The sequence below is a fragment of the Leifsonia sp. NPDC014704 genome (assembly GCF_043083605.1).
GTDB lineage: Bacteria > Actinomycetota > Actinomycetes > Actinomycetales > Microbacteriaceae > Leifsonia.
In genome coordinates this window covers 188,007-203,887 of the sequence record NZ_JBIBYW010000001.1, presented here as the reverse complement: position 1 = coordinate 203,887, position 15,881 = coordinate 188,007, and the positions used below count along the sequence as shown (strand labels likewise).

Genomic DNA, 15,881 nt, shown 5'->3' with positions numbered 1-15,881 from the left:
ACTGGTCACTTCACTCCTCCGGATGTCAATCCGCCCACCAGGTACCGCTGGAAGACGAGGTACAGCACCACCACCGGCAGTGCGCAGATCAGGGATGCGGCCATCATCTGGCCGTACAGCGGCACGGCGCCGCCCTCCTGCGTCGCGCCGAACACCTGCAGGGCCACCGCGGCCGTGCGCGTCTCGGGGTTCGTCAGCACCGAGGCGAACAGCACATCGTTCCAGCCGAGCAGGAAGGCGAAGATGCCCGAGACGACGATGCCCGGCCAGCTGAGCGGGACGACGATGCCCGTGAGGATGCGCCACGACGACGCGCCGTCGATCCTGGCCGCCTCCTCCAGCGCCTTCGGCAGGCCGCGCAGGTAGGTCACCATCACCCAGGTCGAGAACGGCAGGGCGAACGTGAGATAGGTGATGAACACCGCCCAGCGCGTCCCGATGATCTGCACACCGAGCAGCGACGCGGTGGACGAGAACAGCACGAACACGGGCAGCAGCATCAGCGTGCCCGGGATCGACTGCAGCCCGAGCAGCGCCCGCAGGAACGACAGCCGCCCGCGGAATTCGTACCGCACGAGCACGTACGCCGTCGCCACCGCGAGGAACGCGCACACGATCGCCACCGCGCCGCAGATGAGCACGCTGTTGGCGAGCCCGGTGCCGAGGTCGACGGTCGTCCACACCTTCAGGTAGTTGTCGAGGTGCAGCTCGGTCGGGAGGAACGCACCCGACGCGACCGAAACATCCGAATTGACGGAGGCGAACAGCATGTACAGCACAGGGCCGAGCACGATCACGAGCAGCACGGTGATGATCGTGACGATGAGCCAGCGCGGGAGCAGGCGGTGGACGTCGGCGCTGGAGGTGACGGCCGTCATCGCTGCGCCTCCTCTCCGGAGTCGAGCCGCACGGCCCGCAGGTAGACGAACAGCGGGATGGCGATCAGCACGAGCGAGCAGATCGCCATCGCCGCGCTCAGCCCGAACCGGAAGCTCTGGAAGCTGGTCGTGTAGGTGAGCACGGGCAGCACGTCGACGTCCTGCGGCGCCGGGATGCCGAACAGCACGAACGGCAGCGTGAAGGCGTTGATGTTGTGCAGGAACGCGATGATCAGCGCCAGCAGGATGGATCCCCGCAGGTAGGGCAGGATCACGTAGCGGAGCTTGATCCACCAGGTCGCGCCGTCGATCGCCGCAGCCTCGTGCACCTCGGGGTCGACGCTCTGGAGGCCGGCGACGACCAGCAGGTAGAAGAAGGGCCACGACGTCCACAGCTGCACGATGATCAGCGACCAGTAGCTCAACGGGCCGTTCAGCCAGAGCCCGGGATGCGCGCCGACCGCGCCGAGCATGCTGTCCACCACGCCGCCCGGCTGCAGCATCGTCCGCCACAGCGTGCCGACGACGAATGCGGGGAGCACGTACGGGATGAGGAACAGCGAGCGCACCAGCGCGCGGCCACGGAATCGGTTCTGCGTGGCGAGCGCCGCCGAGAGCCCGATCGGGAGCGTGACGACCGCGGCGATGACCGCGAACGAGACGCTGATCCCGATCGAGCGGAGCAGCGGCGACGCGGTGACGGCCTCGACGTAATTGCCGAACCCGAGGAACGGCGCCTGAAGCCAGCTCTGCAGCGTGTACTGGTCGAGGTCGAGCGTCGACATGACGACGGCCACGATCAGCGGGACGACGATGATGACGAGCATGAGGATGCCGCCGGGGAGCAGCATCCAGAGCGGTCGGTTGCGTCGTTCGAGGCCGCGGCGTCGCGCGCTGCGGGGCGTGCGTCGGCCTGGGGCGCCCGCGCGGCCCGGGCCGCCCGCGGGAGCGCGTCCCGCGGGCGAGCCGTCGGCCGGTGCCGGGCCCTGGGGCGCGGCGATGGTGGGATTAGACATCGGTCTTACTACTTCGCCTTGCTCAGCGCGGCTTGCGCGGTCGCCTGCGCGGCCTTGAGCCGCGACTGCAGGTCGGACGACGAGACGCCTCCCGACGACAGGGCCGGGATGGACTGCACCACCACGTTGACCAGGGCCAGCTGGGTGTCGCCCCAGGCGCCGGAGAACGGCGTGCCGTACGCCTTCGTCCCGGCGTCGAGGATCGGGCCGAGGAGTTCGTTCCCCTCCTCGATCTTCTTCGCCGCCGCGGCGTTCGTCGGCAGGTCGCCGAACGTCTTCGTGTATGCCACTTGGTTCTCCTCGCTGGTCAGCATCTTGATCAGCGCGAACGCGAGGTCCTGGTTCTTCGAGTACTTGGCGACGACCATGTTGTCGCCCGAGATGATCGTGGCGGCAGCCTTGCCGTCACCGGGCAGCTTCGACGCGCCGGGCGGGACGGTCGGCATGACGGCATAGGCGTACTTGCCCGCGACACCCGACTTGTCGAGCGAGACCTGCGACGACGAAGAGACCATCGGCAGGAACGCCGCCTTGCCCGAGGCGAAGGCGGCGACGGCCTGCGCGTTCTTCCACCCGATCGCGGCAGGGTCGACGACCTTGTCCTCGGTCAACCAGCCGAAGTACGTCTGGTACGCCTTCTTCACGGCAGCGTCATCGATGGTCGCCTTCTTCGTCTTCAGGTCGAGGATGGTGTTGCCCTGCTGCATCGACATCGCCCAGACGAACTTCCACGGGTCGAAGCTGTCCGCGTAGGCGACGGCCATGCCGTGCACGTCGCCGCTGGTCAGCTTCTTCGCCTGCTCGGCCAGGCCGTCCCAGGTGTCGGCCGGCTTGTCGATGCCCGCCGCCTTCAGCAGATCCTTGTTGTACGCCATCACGAACGGGCGGCTGAGGAAGGGGATGCCGACCTCGTCGGACTCGCTCGGGCCGGAGATGCCGAGGGTCGCCGGCACGAAGCGGTCGCGGCCTCCGATCTTCTCCCAGTCGTCCTTCGTGAGCTTCACGAACGCGCCGGTCGAGTAGGCGGTCGGGGTGAACGTGGTGCCCAGGTCGTAGATGTCCGGGCCCTGACCGCTCAACACCGAGGTCTGGATCTTGGTGAGCTCGTCGTTCGCCGACGCGAACGTCTCGAACTTCACGGTCGCCCCCGTCTCCTTCTGGAACTGGGCGGAGACGTCGGAGAACCATTTCTGCTGCTCCGTCGGATACAGCGTGTTGGCGGCGATCATGACGTCGAGGGTCTTCCCCGTTCCGTCGATCTTCCCGCCCGCGGAGGACGAGGACGTGGAGCCGGAGCCGGAGCATCCGGTGAGGGCGAGCGTTGCGGCCGCGAGGGCCGCCACCGCGCCGAGCGCAAGACGTGATCTCATTCGTGACTCTCCTTTGAGCAGGGATCGTGTGACCTCGACCCGGTGGGCCGGGCAGGTTGGCTGCGACTCTAGAAGCGCGGCAAATTGAACTGCAAGCGATTGCCACAATTTGCCATCGTGTGCTCTGATATCCGCATGAGCCCTCTCACCGGTGCGGGGAACGACCGCCCCGCGACCCTGGCGGACGTGGCCGCGCTCAGCGGAGTCGCCACCTCCACGGTGTCGCGCGCGCTCTCCAACCCGGGCCGCGTGAACGCCCTCACCCGGGAGCGGATCGAGCGCGCCGCCCGGGAGCTCAACTACGTGCCGAACTCGCAGGCGCGGGCGCTGACGAGCGGACGGACCCGCGCCATCGCCGTGCTCGTCTCGGACGTGACGAACCCGTTCTACTTCGGCATCATCCGGGGCACCCAGCACCAGCTGAAGGCCGCCGGCTACACGCAGCTCCTGGTCGACACCGAGGAGTCGGACGAGCTGGAGGACGGCACACTGCACAAGCTCCGCTGCTCGTTCGACGGCGCCATCCTCGCCGCCTCCCGTCTCACCGACCGGCGGCTCACGGCCCTCGCCAAGGAGATCCCGCTCGTCGCCGTGAACCGGCAGACGCGCGGCGTGCCGAGCGTCTTCATCGACACGCCCAGCGCGATCGAGCAAGCCGTCGGCCACCTCGTCTCCCTCGGCCACCGCCGCATCGCGTACGCCGCCGGCCCGGCGACGTCCTGGCCGAACGAGGGCCGCTGGCGGGCGCTCGTCCGCGCGGCCGAACGCTACGGGGTCGAGGCGGTCCGCATCGGGCCGTTCGCGCCGCGACAGTACGCCGGAGCAGCGGCGGCAGACGCGGTCCTGCACGCAGGTGTCACCGCGTGCATCGCCTTCAACGACCTACTGGCGATCGGGATGCTTCCGCGCTTCCGCGAGCGCGGCGTCCGCATCCCCGAAGACCTCAGCATCGTCGGCTGCGACGACATCTTCGGCGCCGACTTCTGCAACCCGCCGCTGACGACCCTCACCGCGCCGATCGAGCAGGCGGGGCGCACTGCTGTCGCCATGCTGCTGTCCCGGCTCGACGGCGGCCCTTCTCCCGTCACGCGGCAGGCCGTCACCCTCCCCACGCACCTGACTGTCCGCGACTCCACCGGACCGGCACCCCGGAACGCACCGACCACGAACGGAGCATCGACCGCATGACCGCCCTTGCGCCACATCCCGACCGCCTGTTCCCCGCCGACCCCGGTGTGCGCGACCTCGCCCGGCGTCTGCACGCGGAGGTGGCCACGGCGCCGATCCTCTCGCCGCACGGACACGTGGATGCGCGCATGCTGGCCGACGACGAGCCCTTTCCCGACCCGGCGGCCCTCCTCATCTCGCCCGACCACTACGTGACGCGGATGCTGCACGCGGTCGGCGTGCCGCTCGACGACCTGGGGCTCGCGCGCGACGGCCGTCCGTCGACGGCCGATGGACGCTCGATCTGGCGGCGGCTCTGCGAGCACTGGGACGCCTTCCTGGGCACGCCCGTGCGGCTCTGGTTCGAGACGGAGTTCAGCGAGGTCTTCGGCCTCACCGAGCAGCCGTCCGCAATGACCGCCGACGCGCTGTACGACCAGTTGAGCGCGACGCTCGCCGACCCCGCGTTCCGGCCCAGGGCGCTGTTCGAGCGCTTCAATATCGAGGTCCTCGCGACCACCGACGACCCCGCCGACGACCTGGCTGCACACGCCCGGCTAACCGCCGACCCGACGTTCGGCGGCCGCGTCATCCCCACCTTCCGCGCGGACCGCTACATGCACCCCGACGAACCGGGATGGGCCGGTCGGCTGGAGCGCCTGGGCGCCGTCGCCGACGTCGACACCGCCACGTACACCGGGCTGCTGGAGGCGCTGCGGCGCCGTCGCCAGGCGTTCATCGAGGCGGGCGGAACGGCGACCGACACCGGCGTGATCGACGCGGGGAGCGATCCCCTCGACGAGGCCGAGGCGTCCCGCATCCACCGGGCCGCCCTCGACGGCACCCTCACCTCGGGGGAAGCCGTCGCCTACCGCCGCAACCTGCTCTACCGGCTCGCGGAGCTCTCCGCCGAGGACGGGCTCGTGATGCAGCTGCACCCGGGCGTCCTTCGCAACCACCACCGGCCCACGTTCGACGCCTACGGCCCGGACACCGGTCACGACCTGCCCGCCGTCGGGTCGTTCACGCAGCCGCTCACGCCCATTCTGCGCGACTTCGGGACTCATGCCGTCTTCCGGCTCGTGCTGTTCACTGTCGACGAGACGACCTTCTCGCGCGAGATCGGGCCGCTGGCGGGCTTCTACCCGTCTGTCTACGCGGGAGCGCCGTGGTGGTTCATCGACACCGCGGACGCCATCCTCCGCTACCGCCGGGCGGTCACCGACAGCGCCGGGTTCACCAAGACCAGCGGGTTCATCGACGACACGCGTGCCTTCTGCTCCATCCCGGCACGGCACGACATGTCCCGCCGGGTGGATGCGTCTTATCTTGCCGCGCTGGTCGCCGAGCACCGCCTGGGCGAGGAGGACGCGTTCGTCCTCGCCCGGCGGCTGGTCGACGACATCCCGCGCACCACGTTCCGACTCGGCTGACCGGGCGTCGCGCTACGCTTGTGGGACTGCTCGATTCTTGCCACCAGCGGGAGAGCTGACCCCCGACTACATCCCCGTCGTGGCGGACGGCCTCCGTCCGTCGCGGCTACACGAAGGAGCACTACGTGTCACAGGAAGCAACCGCGAACATCGGCGTCGTCGGCTTGGCGGTGATGGGGTCGAACCTGGCCCGCAACCTCGCCTCGCGCGAGGGCAACACCGTCGCCATCTACAACCGCACCTACACGCGGACGGAAGACCTGATGAACGCGCACCCCGAGGCCGGCTTCGTCGGCTCGGAGGAGATCGACGACTTCGTCGCGTCGCTGTCGAAGCCGCGCACCGCGATCATCATGGTGCAGGCCGGCACGGGCACCGACGCCGTGATCGACCAGCTGGTGGAGCGGTTCGAGCCGGGCGACATCATCGTCGACGGCGGCAACGCCAACTTCCACGACACCATCGAGCGCGAGAAGCGCATCGCGCCGACGGGCATCCACTTCGTCGGCGCCGGCATCTCCGGCGGCGAGGAAGGTGCACTGAACGGCCCGTCGATCATGCCGGGCGGTTCGGTGGAGTCGTACAAGACGCTGGGACCCATCCTGGAGTCGATCGCCGCGGTGGCCGAGGGTGAGCCGTGCGTGACCCACGTCGGCACCGACGGCGCCGGGCACTTCGTGAAGATGATCCACAACGGTATCGAGTACGCCGACATGCAGCTGATCGCCGAAGCCTACGACCTGCTGCGCACGATCGGCGGCCTGTCGCCGGCGGAGATCGCGGACGTGTTCGCCGAGTGGAACAACGGCTACCTCGAGTCGTATCTGATCGAGATCACCGCCGAGGTGCTGCGCCAGGTGGATGCGGAGACCGGCAAGCCGTTCATCGATATCGTGCTCGACCAGGCCGGCTCCAAGGGCACCGGCGTCTGGACCGTGCAGAACGCGCTCGACCTGGGCGTGCCTGTCGGCGGCATCGCGGAGGCCGTGTTCGCCCGCGCCGTCTCGTCGAAGCCGCAGCAGCGCGCGGCCGTGCAGGCGACCATCCAGTCCCGGCCCGACGTGCAGAAGGCCGAGGACGTGCAGGCGTTCGCCGACGACGTCTCGAAGGCGCTGTACGCCTCGAAGGTCGTCGCCTACGCGCAGGGCTTCGACGCGATCATCGCCGGCGCCGAGAAGTACGGGTGGGACATCCACAAGGACAAGATCGCCAAGATCTGGCGCGGCGGCTGCATCATCCGCGCTCAGTTCCTCAACCGCATCGCGGACGCGTACGACGAGAACCCGAACATCGCGACGCTGCTCGAGGCGCCGTACTTCGCCGACGCGGTCCGCGAGGGCGAGGACGCCTGGCGCCGGATCGTCGCGACGGCGGCTCTCTCGGGGGTGCCGGTCCCGGGCTTCGGCTCGGCGCTGTCGTACTACGACTCGCTCGCCTCGAAGCGCCTCCCCGCCGCGCTCGTGCAGGGCCAGCGCGACTTCTTCGGCGCGCACACCTACAAGCGCGTCGACAAGGACGGCGTCTTCCACACCCTCTGGTCCGGCGACCGCACCGAAATCGAGACCGAGCCCTCCACCCACTGACCGTCTCGGGCCTCGGCCCCCGTCGAGTCCACAAAAATTGCACGCTGATCGCGCGATCGGCGGGCAATTTTTGTGTACTCGACGGCGGTGGAGAGGGAGGATGGGAGGGTGACGTACGACGACCATCCGGAGCTCGCGGAGTACGAGCCGCTCGGGGAGCGACCGCTCCGCGGGCGGACGATGACGGTCGCCAGCCGGGTCTTCGTCGTCGTCGCGCTGAGCGCGCTGCTGCTGCCCGGCATCCTGCTGACGATCAGCATCCAGACGCAGACCGCCGACTACACCTGCTCCGTGTACGCGCAGCACTACCAGCCCGAGGCGCAGGGCTCGTCCGCGCGCTTCGAACTCGCCGGGCCGGTCGGGCCGGGATGGCAGTGCTACGCGCTCAACACCGAGGGCGACGCGACGTGGGTGGCGCCGCTGGGCCTGATCCCGTCGACGCCGCACCGGCTTCCGTAGGCCTCGCGAACGGAGGCGTTCCCGGCTGCGGTCGACCGCCACGTCCTCCGTTCGTGGCGGCACGCCGGGGCCGACACGTAGATCTCCTCCGTTCGCGGCTCAAAGCGAGGCGGTGAAGAAAGGGAGGTGGATGCAGTAGTGGCCACCCCGAAAGGCGCAAAACGGAGGATGGCTCGGCGCGGCACGGCGGAATGTCCTCCGTAGGCGCCGTGACGGCTGGGACTCATCCCGTCGACGCCGCACCGGCTTCCGCGATGAGCGTGCGCACGGTCGCGAGCACCCAGGCCGAGTAGCGCTCGAAGGTCCATCCGCTCTCGCCGACGAGTTGCTGGTGGCCTTCGGGCGACATGACGAACGAGAGCGCGTCGGCGAGCTCACGGCGCGCGGCCGGCGACTGGGCCGAGATGGAGGCGATCCCGCGCTCGCCCAGGAGACCCACCATCGCCAGGTAGTCGGCATGGCGGCGCCCGAGCAGTTCCGTGTACGCGGTGCGAACCGCCTCATCGTCGCGCGCCGCGGCGGTGAACGTCGCCCAGAGGCCCGCTGTCCGCGCATTGGCGGCGGCGATGAAGGGAACGAGCCGGTCGAGCATCTCCTGCGGATCGTCGAGCGCGGCGATCGCCGCGATCTCGGGACGCTCGGTGAGCGACGACTCCCCCGCCTCGCCGCCGAAGCTCAGCTCGAAAGCGGCGAGCAGCAGCGCCCGCTTCGGCCCGTGCACCTTGACGCTCTCGACCGAGACGCCCGCGGCCGTCGCGATGTCCGCGAGCGAGGCGCTCGCATAGCCGCGTGCGGAGAACACCTCGGCGGCGGCCTCCAGGATGCGGCGCCGCGTCTGCTGCGCGTGCTCCTGCCGAAGGGTCGAACGGTACGGACGCGTGCCGGCCACTATTGACTACCTTTCGAGTGTAGTGAATACTGTTGACGTTTATTCGACTTTACCCGAAACGAGGACCCGGACCATGAACGCCCGCCCGCTCGACATCCTTCTCTGCAGCACGCCCGTGCACGGACACGTCATCCCCCTTCTCGCCGTCAGCCGCGCTCTGGTCGACCGCGGCCACCGCGTCCACTTCCTCACCGGCGAGCGGTACCTCGAGCGCGCCGCGGCGACAGGCGCGTCCGTCCTCCGCCTGCCGGCCGAAGCCGACTACGACGACACCGACATCGACGCCGCCTTCCCCGGCCGCGTCGGACTGACGGGGCCGGCCGGGATCCGGTGGGACATGACCGAGATCTTCCTCCGCCCGGCGCGGACGCAACTGGCGGCGATGGATGCGGTCATCCGCGAGCTGGACATCGACGTCGTGCTCGCCGAGAGCCTCTTCCTCGGAGCCGCCCTGCTCGCAGCCCGCCCGCCCGCGGACCGCCCGGCACTGCTCAATCTCGGCATCGTCCCGCTCGGTGTGAAGAGCCGCGACACCGCGCCGTTCGGGCTCGGTGTCCCGCCGCGACCCGGAGCCCTCGGCCGTGTCCGCAACGCCGCGCTGACGGCGATCGCCGAGAAGATCGTGTTCGCCCCGGTCCAGCGGGCCGCGCAGCGCATCGGGCAGGAGGCGGGGACCGGCCTGAACGGCTTCGTGCTCGACTGGCCGTCGCACGCGGACGGCGTCGTGCAGTTCACCGTCCCCGAGTTCGAGTACCCGCGCGCAGACGTCCGTGTGCCCATTCACTTCGTCGGACCCGTCTCCCGCACGCAGCCCTCCGACACATCCCTACCGGCATGGTGGGGCGATCTGGACGACGGCCGCCCGGTCGTCCACGTCACCCAGGGGACGGTGGCCAACCGCGACCTGAACGACCTCATCCTGCCCACCATCCACGCGCTCGCGGACCAGGACGTGTGGGTGGTGGCGAGCACCGGCGGACGCCCCGTGTCCGAGCTGGGCGCCGACCTGCCGCGCAACGCGCGCGTCGCGTCCTACCTGCCGTACGACCGGCTGCTCCCGCGGACGGCGGTGTACGTCACGAATGGCGGATACGGCGGCATCCACTACGCCATGGAGAACGGCGTCCCCGTGGTCGTCGCCGGCACCACGGAGGACAAGACCGAGGTCTCCGCGCGGGTGGCCTGGTCGGGTGTCGGGGTGAAGCTGCCGACCAACCGCCCGGAAGCCGCGGCGATCGCAGGGGCGGTGCGGACCGTACTCGACGACCCCGCCTACGCGGAGCGCAGCGCGGCGATCGGCCGGGCCATCCGCGCATCCTCCGGGTTGGAAGGCCTGGAGCGCGCGGTGGTCGACACCGTCCGCGAAGCGGCTGCTACGCGGCCCCGTCGAACATCGACGTCACCGAACCGTCGGTGAAGACCTCGCGGATCGCGTTGGCCAGCAGCGGCGCGATCGGCAGGACTGTGAGGCCCTCCCAACGCTTGTGCTCGGGCAGCGGGAGGGTGTCGGTCACGACGACCGAGTCGATCGCGTCGCTCTGCAGCAGCTCGACCGCCGGGTCGCTGAACACGGCGTGCGTCGCGGCGACGACGACACCGGTCGCGCCGGCATCCTTCAGCGCCTCGGCGGCCTTCACGATCGTACGGCCGGTGTCGATCAGGTCGTCGACGAGCAGGCAGACGCGACCGTTGACGTCGCCGACGATCTCGTGCACGGAGACCTGGTTCGGGACCAGCGGGTCGCGGCGCTTGTGGATGATCGCGAGCGGTGCGCCGAGCTTGTCGCTCCAGATGTCGGCGACACGGACGCGGCCCATGTCGGGCGACACGACGGTCAGCGTCGAGGGGTCGAGCTCGCGGCGCATGTGCTCGAGCAGCACCGGCATGGCGAACAGGTGGTCGACCGGGCCGTCGAAGAAGCCCTGGATCTGCGCGGCGTGCAGGTCGACGGACATGATGCGGTCAGCGCCTGCCGCCTTGAACAGGTCGGCGACGAGCCGCGCGGAGATCGGCTCGCGTCCGCGGCCCTTCTTGTCCTGACGGGCGTAGGGGTAGAAGGGAGCGACGACGGTGATGCGCTTAGCGGAGGCGCGCTTCAGCGCATCCACCATGATGAGCTGCTCCATGAGCCACTCGTTGATCGGCGAGGTGTGCGACTGGATGACGAACGCATCCGACCCGCGGACGCTCTCGTCGAAGCGCGCGTAGATCTCGCCGTTGGCGAAGGTGCGCGCGTCGGTCGGGATGAGCTCGCTGCCGAGGCATTCGGCGATCTCCTGGGCGAGCTGAGGATGCGCGCGACCGGAGATGAGGACGAGTCTTTTCTGGCCGGTCGCGGTGATCCCTGACACTTACGCTCCGCTCTCTTCCGACGCGTCGCTTTCGCGAGCCGCTCTGTCGGCGTCCGTGCCCGGTCGCTTCTCCGCGACCCAGCCTTCGATATTGCGTTGAGGAGCGACAGTGATCGCGAGGGCTCCGGCGGGGACGTCCTTGCGGACGACCGTGCCCGCCCCCGTGTACGCTCCGTCACCCATCCTAACCGGCGCGACGAGCACGGTGTTCGTGCTGATCCGGACATGGGAGCCGATGACCGTGCGGTGCTTGTTCACCCCGTCGTAGTTGGCGGTGATGACGCCGGCGCCGAGGTTGCCCTTCTCCCCCACCTCGGCGTCGCCGACGTAGTTGAAGTGCGCGAGCTTGGTGCCCTCGCCGATGACCGCGTTCTTGGTCTCGGTGAAGGTGCCGATCTTGCCACGAGCGCCGAGCACGGTGCCGGGACGGAGGTACGCGAACGGGCCGACCGTCGCGCCCGCGCCGATGACGGCGAGCGTCGCGTCCGTGCGGGTGACGGTCGCGCCTTCGCCGACCTCCGTGTCGGTGAGGGTCGTGTCCGGTCCGACGGTGGCGCCGGTCTCGATCACGGTAGCGCCGCGGAGTTGCGTGCCCGGGAGGACGGTCACGTCGGGGGCGAGCTTCGCCTTGACGTCGATCCACGTCGTCGCCGGGTCCTGGACGGTCACGCCGGCCAGCTGCCAGGTGCGGACGATCAGCGCGTTGAGCTTCGCCGCGGCGTCGCTCAGCTGGGCACGGTCGTTGATGCCCTCGACCAGCCACGACTCGGCGACGGGGAGCGCATCCACGTCGAACCCGGCCTCGCGGAGCAGCCCGATCACGTCGGTGAGGTACTTCTCGCCCTGGGCGTTGTCGGTGGACACCAGCGCCAGCTTGTCGCGGAGGGCCGCGAGCCCGAACAGGTAGATGCCGGCGTTGATCTCGCCGATCGCCCGCTCCTCCTCGCTCGCGTCCTTGTGCTCCACGATGCGGTCGAGGTGGCCCTGCGGGGTGCGCACGATACGGCCGTATCCGGTCGCGTCGGCCGGGAACGACGAGAGGATGGTCGCAGCCGCCTCGCTCGCACGGTGCCGCTCGATGAGCTCGCGGAGGGTGCCCGCGTCGAGCAGCGGGACGTCGCCGTTCACGACCAGCACATCCCCGGAGAAGTCGGCGGGGAGCGCCTCGACCGCGAGCTCGACCGCACGGCCGGTGCCGGGCACCTCGTCCTGGTCGACGATGACGGCCTCGGGGAGGTCGGCCTCGATCACCTCGGCGAGGCGGTCGCGCTCGTGACGCACGACGGCGACGACGTGCGCGGCGTCGAGCGCGCGCGCAGTGGCCAGCACGTGGGACACGATCGGGATGCCGCCCAGCGGGTGCAGCAGCTTGGGGGTGGCGGACTTCATCCGCGTGCCCTGCCCCGCCGCGAGAACGACGATGGCGAGATTCTGGTCGGTCAATGTCCCTCCAGGGGGTCGGGCGGTCGGTCGCTCCGCCTCCAGGACTCGAACCTGGACCTCACAGCTCCAAAGGCTGTCGTGCTGCCATTACACCAAGGCGGAACGCGCGTTTCGCGCAGATGACAGTCTGCCAGACGCGTCCCGCCCGAACCCCCAATAGCATGGGGGGATGGCCGACGCACGCGACGAGGTGGACCGCATCGTGGACGCCTGGCTGCGGGAGCGCCCGGACCTCGACTTCGCCCCGTTGCAGGTGCTCTCGCGCGTCGACCGGCTCTCCCGCCATCTCGACCGCGCCCGTCGCGGGGCGTTCGAACGCTCCGACCTCGACTCGTGGGAGTTCGACGTGCTGGCGGCCCTCCGCCGCGCGGGAGCGCCGTACCAGCTGAGCCCCAAGTCGCTGCTGCAGCAGACCCTCGTCTCGTCCGGCACGATGACGAACCGCATCGACCGTCTGGTCGCGCGGGGCCTCGTCGAGCGCCGAACCGACCCGAACGACGGCCGCGGCATCCTCGTCCAGATGACCGCGCAGGGCCTCACCCGGGTGGATGCGGCCATCACCCGCCTGGTGGATGCGGAGGCCGACCTCCTCGACGGTCTCTCGGCCGCCGACGCCGAGCGCCTCGCCGGGCTGCTCCGCAAGCTCAGCCTCGGGTTCGACACCGAAGGGTGACGCCGTGCGCGAGTGCCGCGCTCACGGCCGCCGCATGATCCGCTCCCAGGATGCTGTTATCCCGCTCTCATAAACTCGTGCGCGATGAGACTCTCCCGACTGAAGCGACTCCCCTCTCGGGTCAAGCGCGCCGCGCGCTATGAGATCCACGCGCACTGGCGCCGTCAGCCGATCGTGCAGGGTTCCGTCTTCTACGAGTCGTTCTCGGGTAACGGGATGCTCGACAACCCCGAGGCGATCTTCCGCGAGCTGCTCGCGAGCCCCGACCTCGGCCACCTCACCCACATCTGGGCGCTGTCGGATCTGACCCAGTACCGCGCCGCCGTCGAGGAGTTCGCCGGAAACGACCGCGTCAGCTTCGTCCGCTACGGCTCCGCCGCCTACTACCGCGCGCTCGCCACGAGTCAGTACCTCGTGAACAACGCGACCTTCCCTCCGGACTTCTCGAAGCGTCCCGGCCAGGTCTACCTCAACACCTGGCACGGCACGCCGCTGAAGCGGATGGGCTACGACATCGAGGACGGCGCGCTCGCCACCGCGAACATCATCCGGAACTTCGTGCAGGCCGACTACCTGCTCTCGGCGAACCCGTTCATGTCGGAGCAGATGTACCAGACCGGCTACAAGCTGACCGGAATCTACAGCGGCACCCTCGTCGAAGAGGGGTATCCGCGCATCGACCGGCAGTTCCTCGACGACGCAGGACGCGAGACGGTGCGGCAGCGGCTCATCGCCGCCGGCATCCCGGTCGGCGACCGGAAGATCGTGCTCTACGCGCCGACATGGAAGGGGCAGACCTTCGGCCGCCCGGAGGACGACCTGGACGCGCTGCTCGCCCACATCGCTCAGATCGAGGAGCGCATCGACACCAGCCGGTACGCCGTCCTGCTGAAGACACACCAGACCGTGCACGCGCTGGCCGCGCACCGGCCGGAGCTGAAGCGGATGCTCGTCCCCAACGAGATCCCGACCAACCTCGTGCTCGGCGCCACGGACATCCTCATCTCCGACTACTCGAGCATCTTCTTCGACTTCCTGCAGACCGGCCGACCGATCGTGTTCTTCACGCCGGACCTCGCCGACTACGCGGGCACCCGCGGGCTCTACTTCGAGCCGGAGGAGTGGCCGGGCCCCGTGCTGCTGTCGGCCCGGGAGGTCGGCGACGAGCTGCACGCCATCGCCGAGGCGGGCGACACCGTCCCGGCCGAGTCGCGCGAGCGCTACCTCGACATGCAGCGGCGGTTCACCCCCTACGAGGACGGCGAGGCGTCGCGCCGGGTCGTCGACGTCGTGTTCCGTGGTGTGCGCGACGGGTATCGCCTGCGCACCGACCTCGCGGACGACGGGCGGCAGAAGATCCTGCTGTACCTCGGCGGGATGCGGCCCAACGGCATCACGACCTCCGCGCTGAACCTGCTCAACAACCTCGACCACGACCGCTACGACGTCTCCGCGTTCTTCGCCCAGAGCCGGTCGCAGGTCGTCATCGGGAAGCAGCGGCAGATCCATCCATCGGTGCGGCAGTTCCCGCGCGTCGGCGGGATGAACGGCACCAAGCTGCTGCATGTCGCCCGGCACCTCGACTTCCGGCGCGGGCGCATCGCCCAGCACGCCGACATCCCGGCCCAGAACCGGCTGTGGGACGACGAGTGGTACCGCTGCTTCGGCGAGAGCCGGTTCGACTACGTCGTCGACTTCTCCGGGTACGGGCCGTTCTGGGCGACGCTCCTGCTGCACTCCCCCGACGCCCAGCGCGCGATCTGGCTGCACAACGACCTGGCGTCGGACGCGCACCGCGAGGTCAACGGCGAGAAGCGGATGCTGCACAGCCTCACGCAGATCTTCACCCTCTACGGCCAGTACGACCACCTCGTCTCCGTCTCGCCCACGCTGTCCGAGATCAACCGGACGTCGCTCGCCGAGTACGCGTCGCCCGAGAAGTTCGTGTCGGCGCTGAACACGGTCGACGCCGAGCACATCCTCGAGAACGCCGGCGCCGACCTGCACGAGCTGACCTTCGACGAAGAGACCGGGAGCATCCCGGACTGGGCCGAGCTGCTGCTCGCCGACGACGACGTCACCACGTTCGTCAACGTCGGCCGTTTGTCGCCCGAGAAGAACCAGGCGCGGCTGATCCGCGCGTTCTCCGCGGTGCATGCGGACAACCCGCGGACACGGCTCGTGATCGTCGGGTCCGGGCCGCTGGCCGGCGAGCTCGAAGGTCTTGTCGCCGAGCTGGGTCTCGAGGGTTCGGTGTTCCTGACCGGGATGCAGCGCAACCCGCACGCGATCATGGCGAAGGCCGACTGCTTCGTGCTCTCCAGCGACTACGAGGGCCAGCCGATGGTGCTGCTGGAGGCGCTGGTGCTGCAGCTGCCGATCGTGACGGTCGAGTTCGCCTCGGCGAAGAACGCCCTCCCCGCGGGCAGCGGCATGATCGTGCCGCAGACGGTCGACGGCGTGGCCGACGGGATGCGCGCCTTCCTCCGCGGAGACGTGCCGGACAGCCGCTTCGACTACCACGCGTACAACCGCAAGGCGGTCGGAGAGTTCTACGCCGCCATCGGCGCCCCATCCGCCCCATCCGCCCCATCCGCCTGACCGCACTCCCCAGCCAAC

13 protein-coding genes and 1 tRNA gene are annotated in these 15,881 nt (G+C 69.6%); 7 read left to right on the top strand and 7 right to left on the bottom strand.

Going from position 1 to position 15,881, the window contains the following annotated elements; translation table 11 throughout:
- Positions 1-5 precede the first annotated feature (5 nt).
- From ACF1AJ_RS01030 to ACF1AJ_RS01020, 3 genes are read right to left on the bottom strand one after another with little or no spacing between them, the layout of a single operon-like run.
- Positions 6-878, bottom strand: a complete 873-nt coding sequence (locus tag ACF1AJ_RS01030; protein ID WP_018191614.1) for a carbohydrate ABC transporter permease — start codon at positions 876-878, stop codon at positions 6-8.
- Positions 875-1,894, bottom strand: coding sequence for a carbohydrate ABC transporter permease (locus ACF1AJ_RS01025; RefSeq protein ID WP_391505759.1), 1,020 nt, complete (start codon positions 1,892-1,894; stop codon positions 875-877). Before ACF1AJ_RS01025 ends, ACF1AJ_RS01030 begins: the two co-directional genes overlap by 4 nt.
- 8 nt (positions 1,895-1,902) lie before the next feature.
- Positions 1,903-3,264 (bottom strand): ABC transporter substrate-binding protein, encoded by a 1,362-nt coding sequence (locus ACF1AJ_RS01020; RefSeq protein WP_391505758.1) that lies wholly within the window; start codon positions 3,262-3,264, stop codon positions 1,903-1,905.
- Positions 3,265-3,399: 135 nt separating this feature from the next.
- Here ACF1AJ_RS01020 and ACF1AJ_RS01015 point away from each other — a divergent pair, with 135 nt between their 5' ends.
- The 4 genes from ACF1AJ_RS01015 (at position 3,400) to ACF1AJ_RS01000 (ending at position 7,906) form a co-directional block, all read left to right on the top strand.
- The gene (locus ACF1AJ_RS01015; protein WP_391505757.1) at positions 3,400-4,452 is read left to right on the top strand and encodes a LacI family DNA-binding transcriptional regulator; all 1,053 of its coding nucleotides are present in this window, start codon (positions 3,400-3,402) and stop codon (positions 4,450-4,452) included.
- Positions 4,449-5,864, top strand: coding sequence for a glucuronate isomerase (gene uxaC, locus ACF1AJ_RS01010; RefSeq protein ID WP_391505756.1), 1,416 nt, complete (start codon positions 4,449-4,451; stop codon positions 5,862-5,864). The genes ACF1AJ_RS01015 and uxaC overlap by 4 nt, the downstream gene beginning before the upstream one ends.
- 125 nt (positions 5,865-5,989) lie before the next feature.
- On the top strand, positions 5,990-7,447 hold the full coding sequence (gene gndA, locus ACF1AJ_RS01005; RefSeq protein WP_391505755.1) for an NADP-dependent phosphogluconate dehydrogenase: 1,458 nt from the start codon (positions 5,990-5,992) through the stop codon (positions 7,445-7,447).
- A gap of 108 nt (positions 7,448-7,555) precedes the next feature.
- The gene (locus ACF1AJ_RS01000) at positions 7,556-7,906 is read left to right on the top strand and encodes a hypothetical protein (RefSeq protein WP_018191620.1); all 351 of its coding nucleotides are present in this window, start codon (positions 7,556-7,558) and stop codon (positions 7,904-7,906) included.
- A gap of 223 nt (positions 7,907-8,129) precedes the next feature.
- Here ACF1AJ_RS01000 and ACF1AJ_RS00995 read toward each other — a convergent pair whose 3' ends face one another.
- On the bottom strand, positions 8,130-8,795 hold the full coding sequence (locus tag ACF1AJ_RS00995) for a TetR family transcriptional regulator (RefSeq protein WP_391505754.1): 666 nt from the start codon (positions 8,793-8,795) through the stop codon (positions 8,130-8,132).
- 73 nt (positions 8,796-8,868) lie between these two features.
- Here ACF1AJ_RS00995 and ACF1AJ_RS00990 point away from each other — a divergent pair, with 73 nt between their 5' ends.
- Positions 8,869-10,212, top strand: coding sequence for a nucleotide disphospho-sugar-binding domain-containing protein (locus tag ACF1AJ_RS00990; protein WP_391505753.1), 1,344 nt, complete (start codon positions 8,869-8,871; stop codon positions 10,210-10,212).
- On the opposite strand, the gene ACF1AJ_RS00985 is transcribed toward ACF1AJ_RS00990, so the two are convergent.
- From ACF1AJ_RS00985 to ACF1AJ_RS00975, 3 genes are all read right to left on the bottom strand, one after another.
- On the bottom strand, positions 10,169-11,146 hold the full coding sequence (locus ACF1AJ_RS00985; protein ID WP_309861397.1) for a ribose-phosphate diphosphokinase: 978 nt from the start codon (positions 11,144-11,146) through the stop codon (positions 10,169-10,171). The two genes, ACF1AJ_RS00990 and ACF1AJ_RS00985, sit on opposite strands and share 44 nt — an antisense overlap.
- The gene (glmU, locus tag ACF1AJ_RS00980; RefSeq protein ID WP_391505752.1) at positions 11,147-12,589 is read right to left on the bottom strand and encodes a bifunctional UDP-N-acetylglucosamine diphosphorylase/glucosamine-1-phosphate N-acetyltransferase GlmU; all 1,443 of its coding nucleotides are present in this window, start codon (positions 12,587-12,589) and stop codon (positions 11,147-11,149) included.
- 30 nt (positions 12,590-12,619) lie between these two features.
- Positions 12,620-12,691, bottom strand: a tRNA-Gln gene (locus ACF1AJ_RS00975).
- Positions 12,692-12,758: 67 nt separating this feature from the next.
- On the opposite strand from ACF1AJ_RS00975, the gene ACF1AJ_RS00970 reads away from it, so the two are divergent.
- A complete protein-coding gene (locus ACF1AJ_RS00970) occupies positions 12,759-13,262 on the top strand; it encodes a MarR family transcriptional regulator (protein ID WP_309861403.1) in 504 nt (167 codons plus the stop codon).
- An 84-nt stretch (positions 13,263-13,346) separates the two neighbouring features.
- Positions 13,347-15,863 (top strand): CDP-glycerol glycerophosphotransferase family protein, encoded by a 2,517-nt coding sequence (locus tag ACF1AJ_RS00965; protein ID WP_391505751.1) that lies wholly within the window; start codon positions 13,347-13,349, stop codon positions 15,861-15,863.
- The last annotated feature ends 18 nt before the right edge of the window (positions 15,864-15,881 follow it).

Coding starts and splice junctions, on each gene's coding strand:
- ACF1AJ_RS00965 (WP_391505751.1), top strand. CDS start 13,347: ATGAGACTCTCCCGACTGAAGCGACTCCCCTCTCGGGTCAAGCGCGCC.
- ACF1AJ_RS01030 (WP_018191614.1), bottom strand. CDS start 878: ATGACGGCCGTCACCTCCAGCGCCGACGTCCACCGCCTGCTCCCGCGC.
- ACF1AJ_RS01015 (WP_391505757.1), top strand. CDS start 3,400: ATGAGCCCTCTCACCGGTGCGGGGAACGACCGCCCCGCGACCCTGGCG.
- ACF1AJ_RS00990 (WP_391505753.1), top strand. CDS start 8,869: ATGAACGCCCGCCCGCTCGACATCCTTCTCTGCAGCACGCCCGTGCAC.
- uxaC (WP_391505756.1), top strand. CDS start 4,449: ATGACCGCCCTTGCGCCACATCCCGACCGCCTGTTCCCCGCCGACCCC.
- ACF1AJ_RS00970 (WP_309861403.1), top strand. CDS start 12,759: ATGGCCGACGCACGCGACGAGGTGGACCGCATCGTGGACGCCTGGCTG.
- ACF1AJ_RS01020 (WP_391505758.1), bottom strand. CDS start 3,264: ATGAGATCACGTCTTGCGCTCGGCGCGGTGGCGGCCCTCGCGGCCGCA.
- ACF1AJ_RS01025 (WP_391505759.1), bottom strand. CDS start 1,894: ATGTCTAATCCCACCATCGCCGCGCCCCAGGGCCCGGCACCGGCCGAC.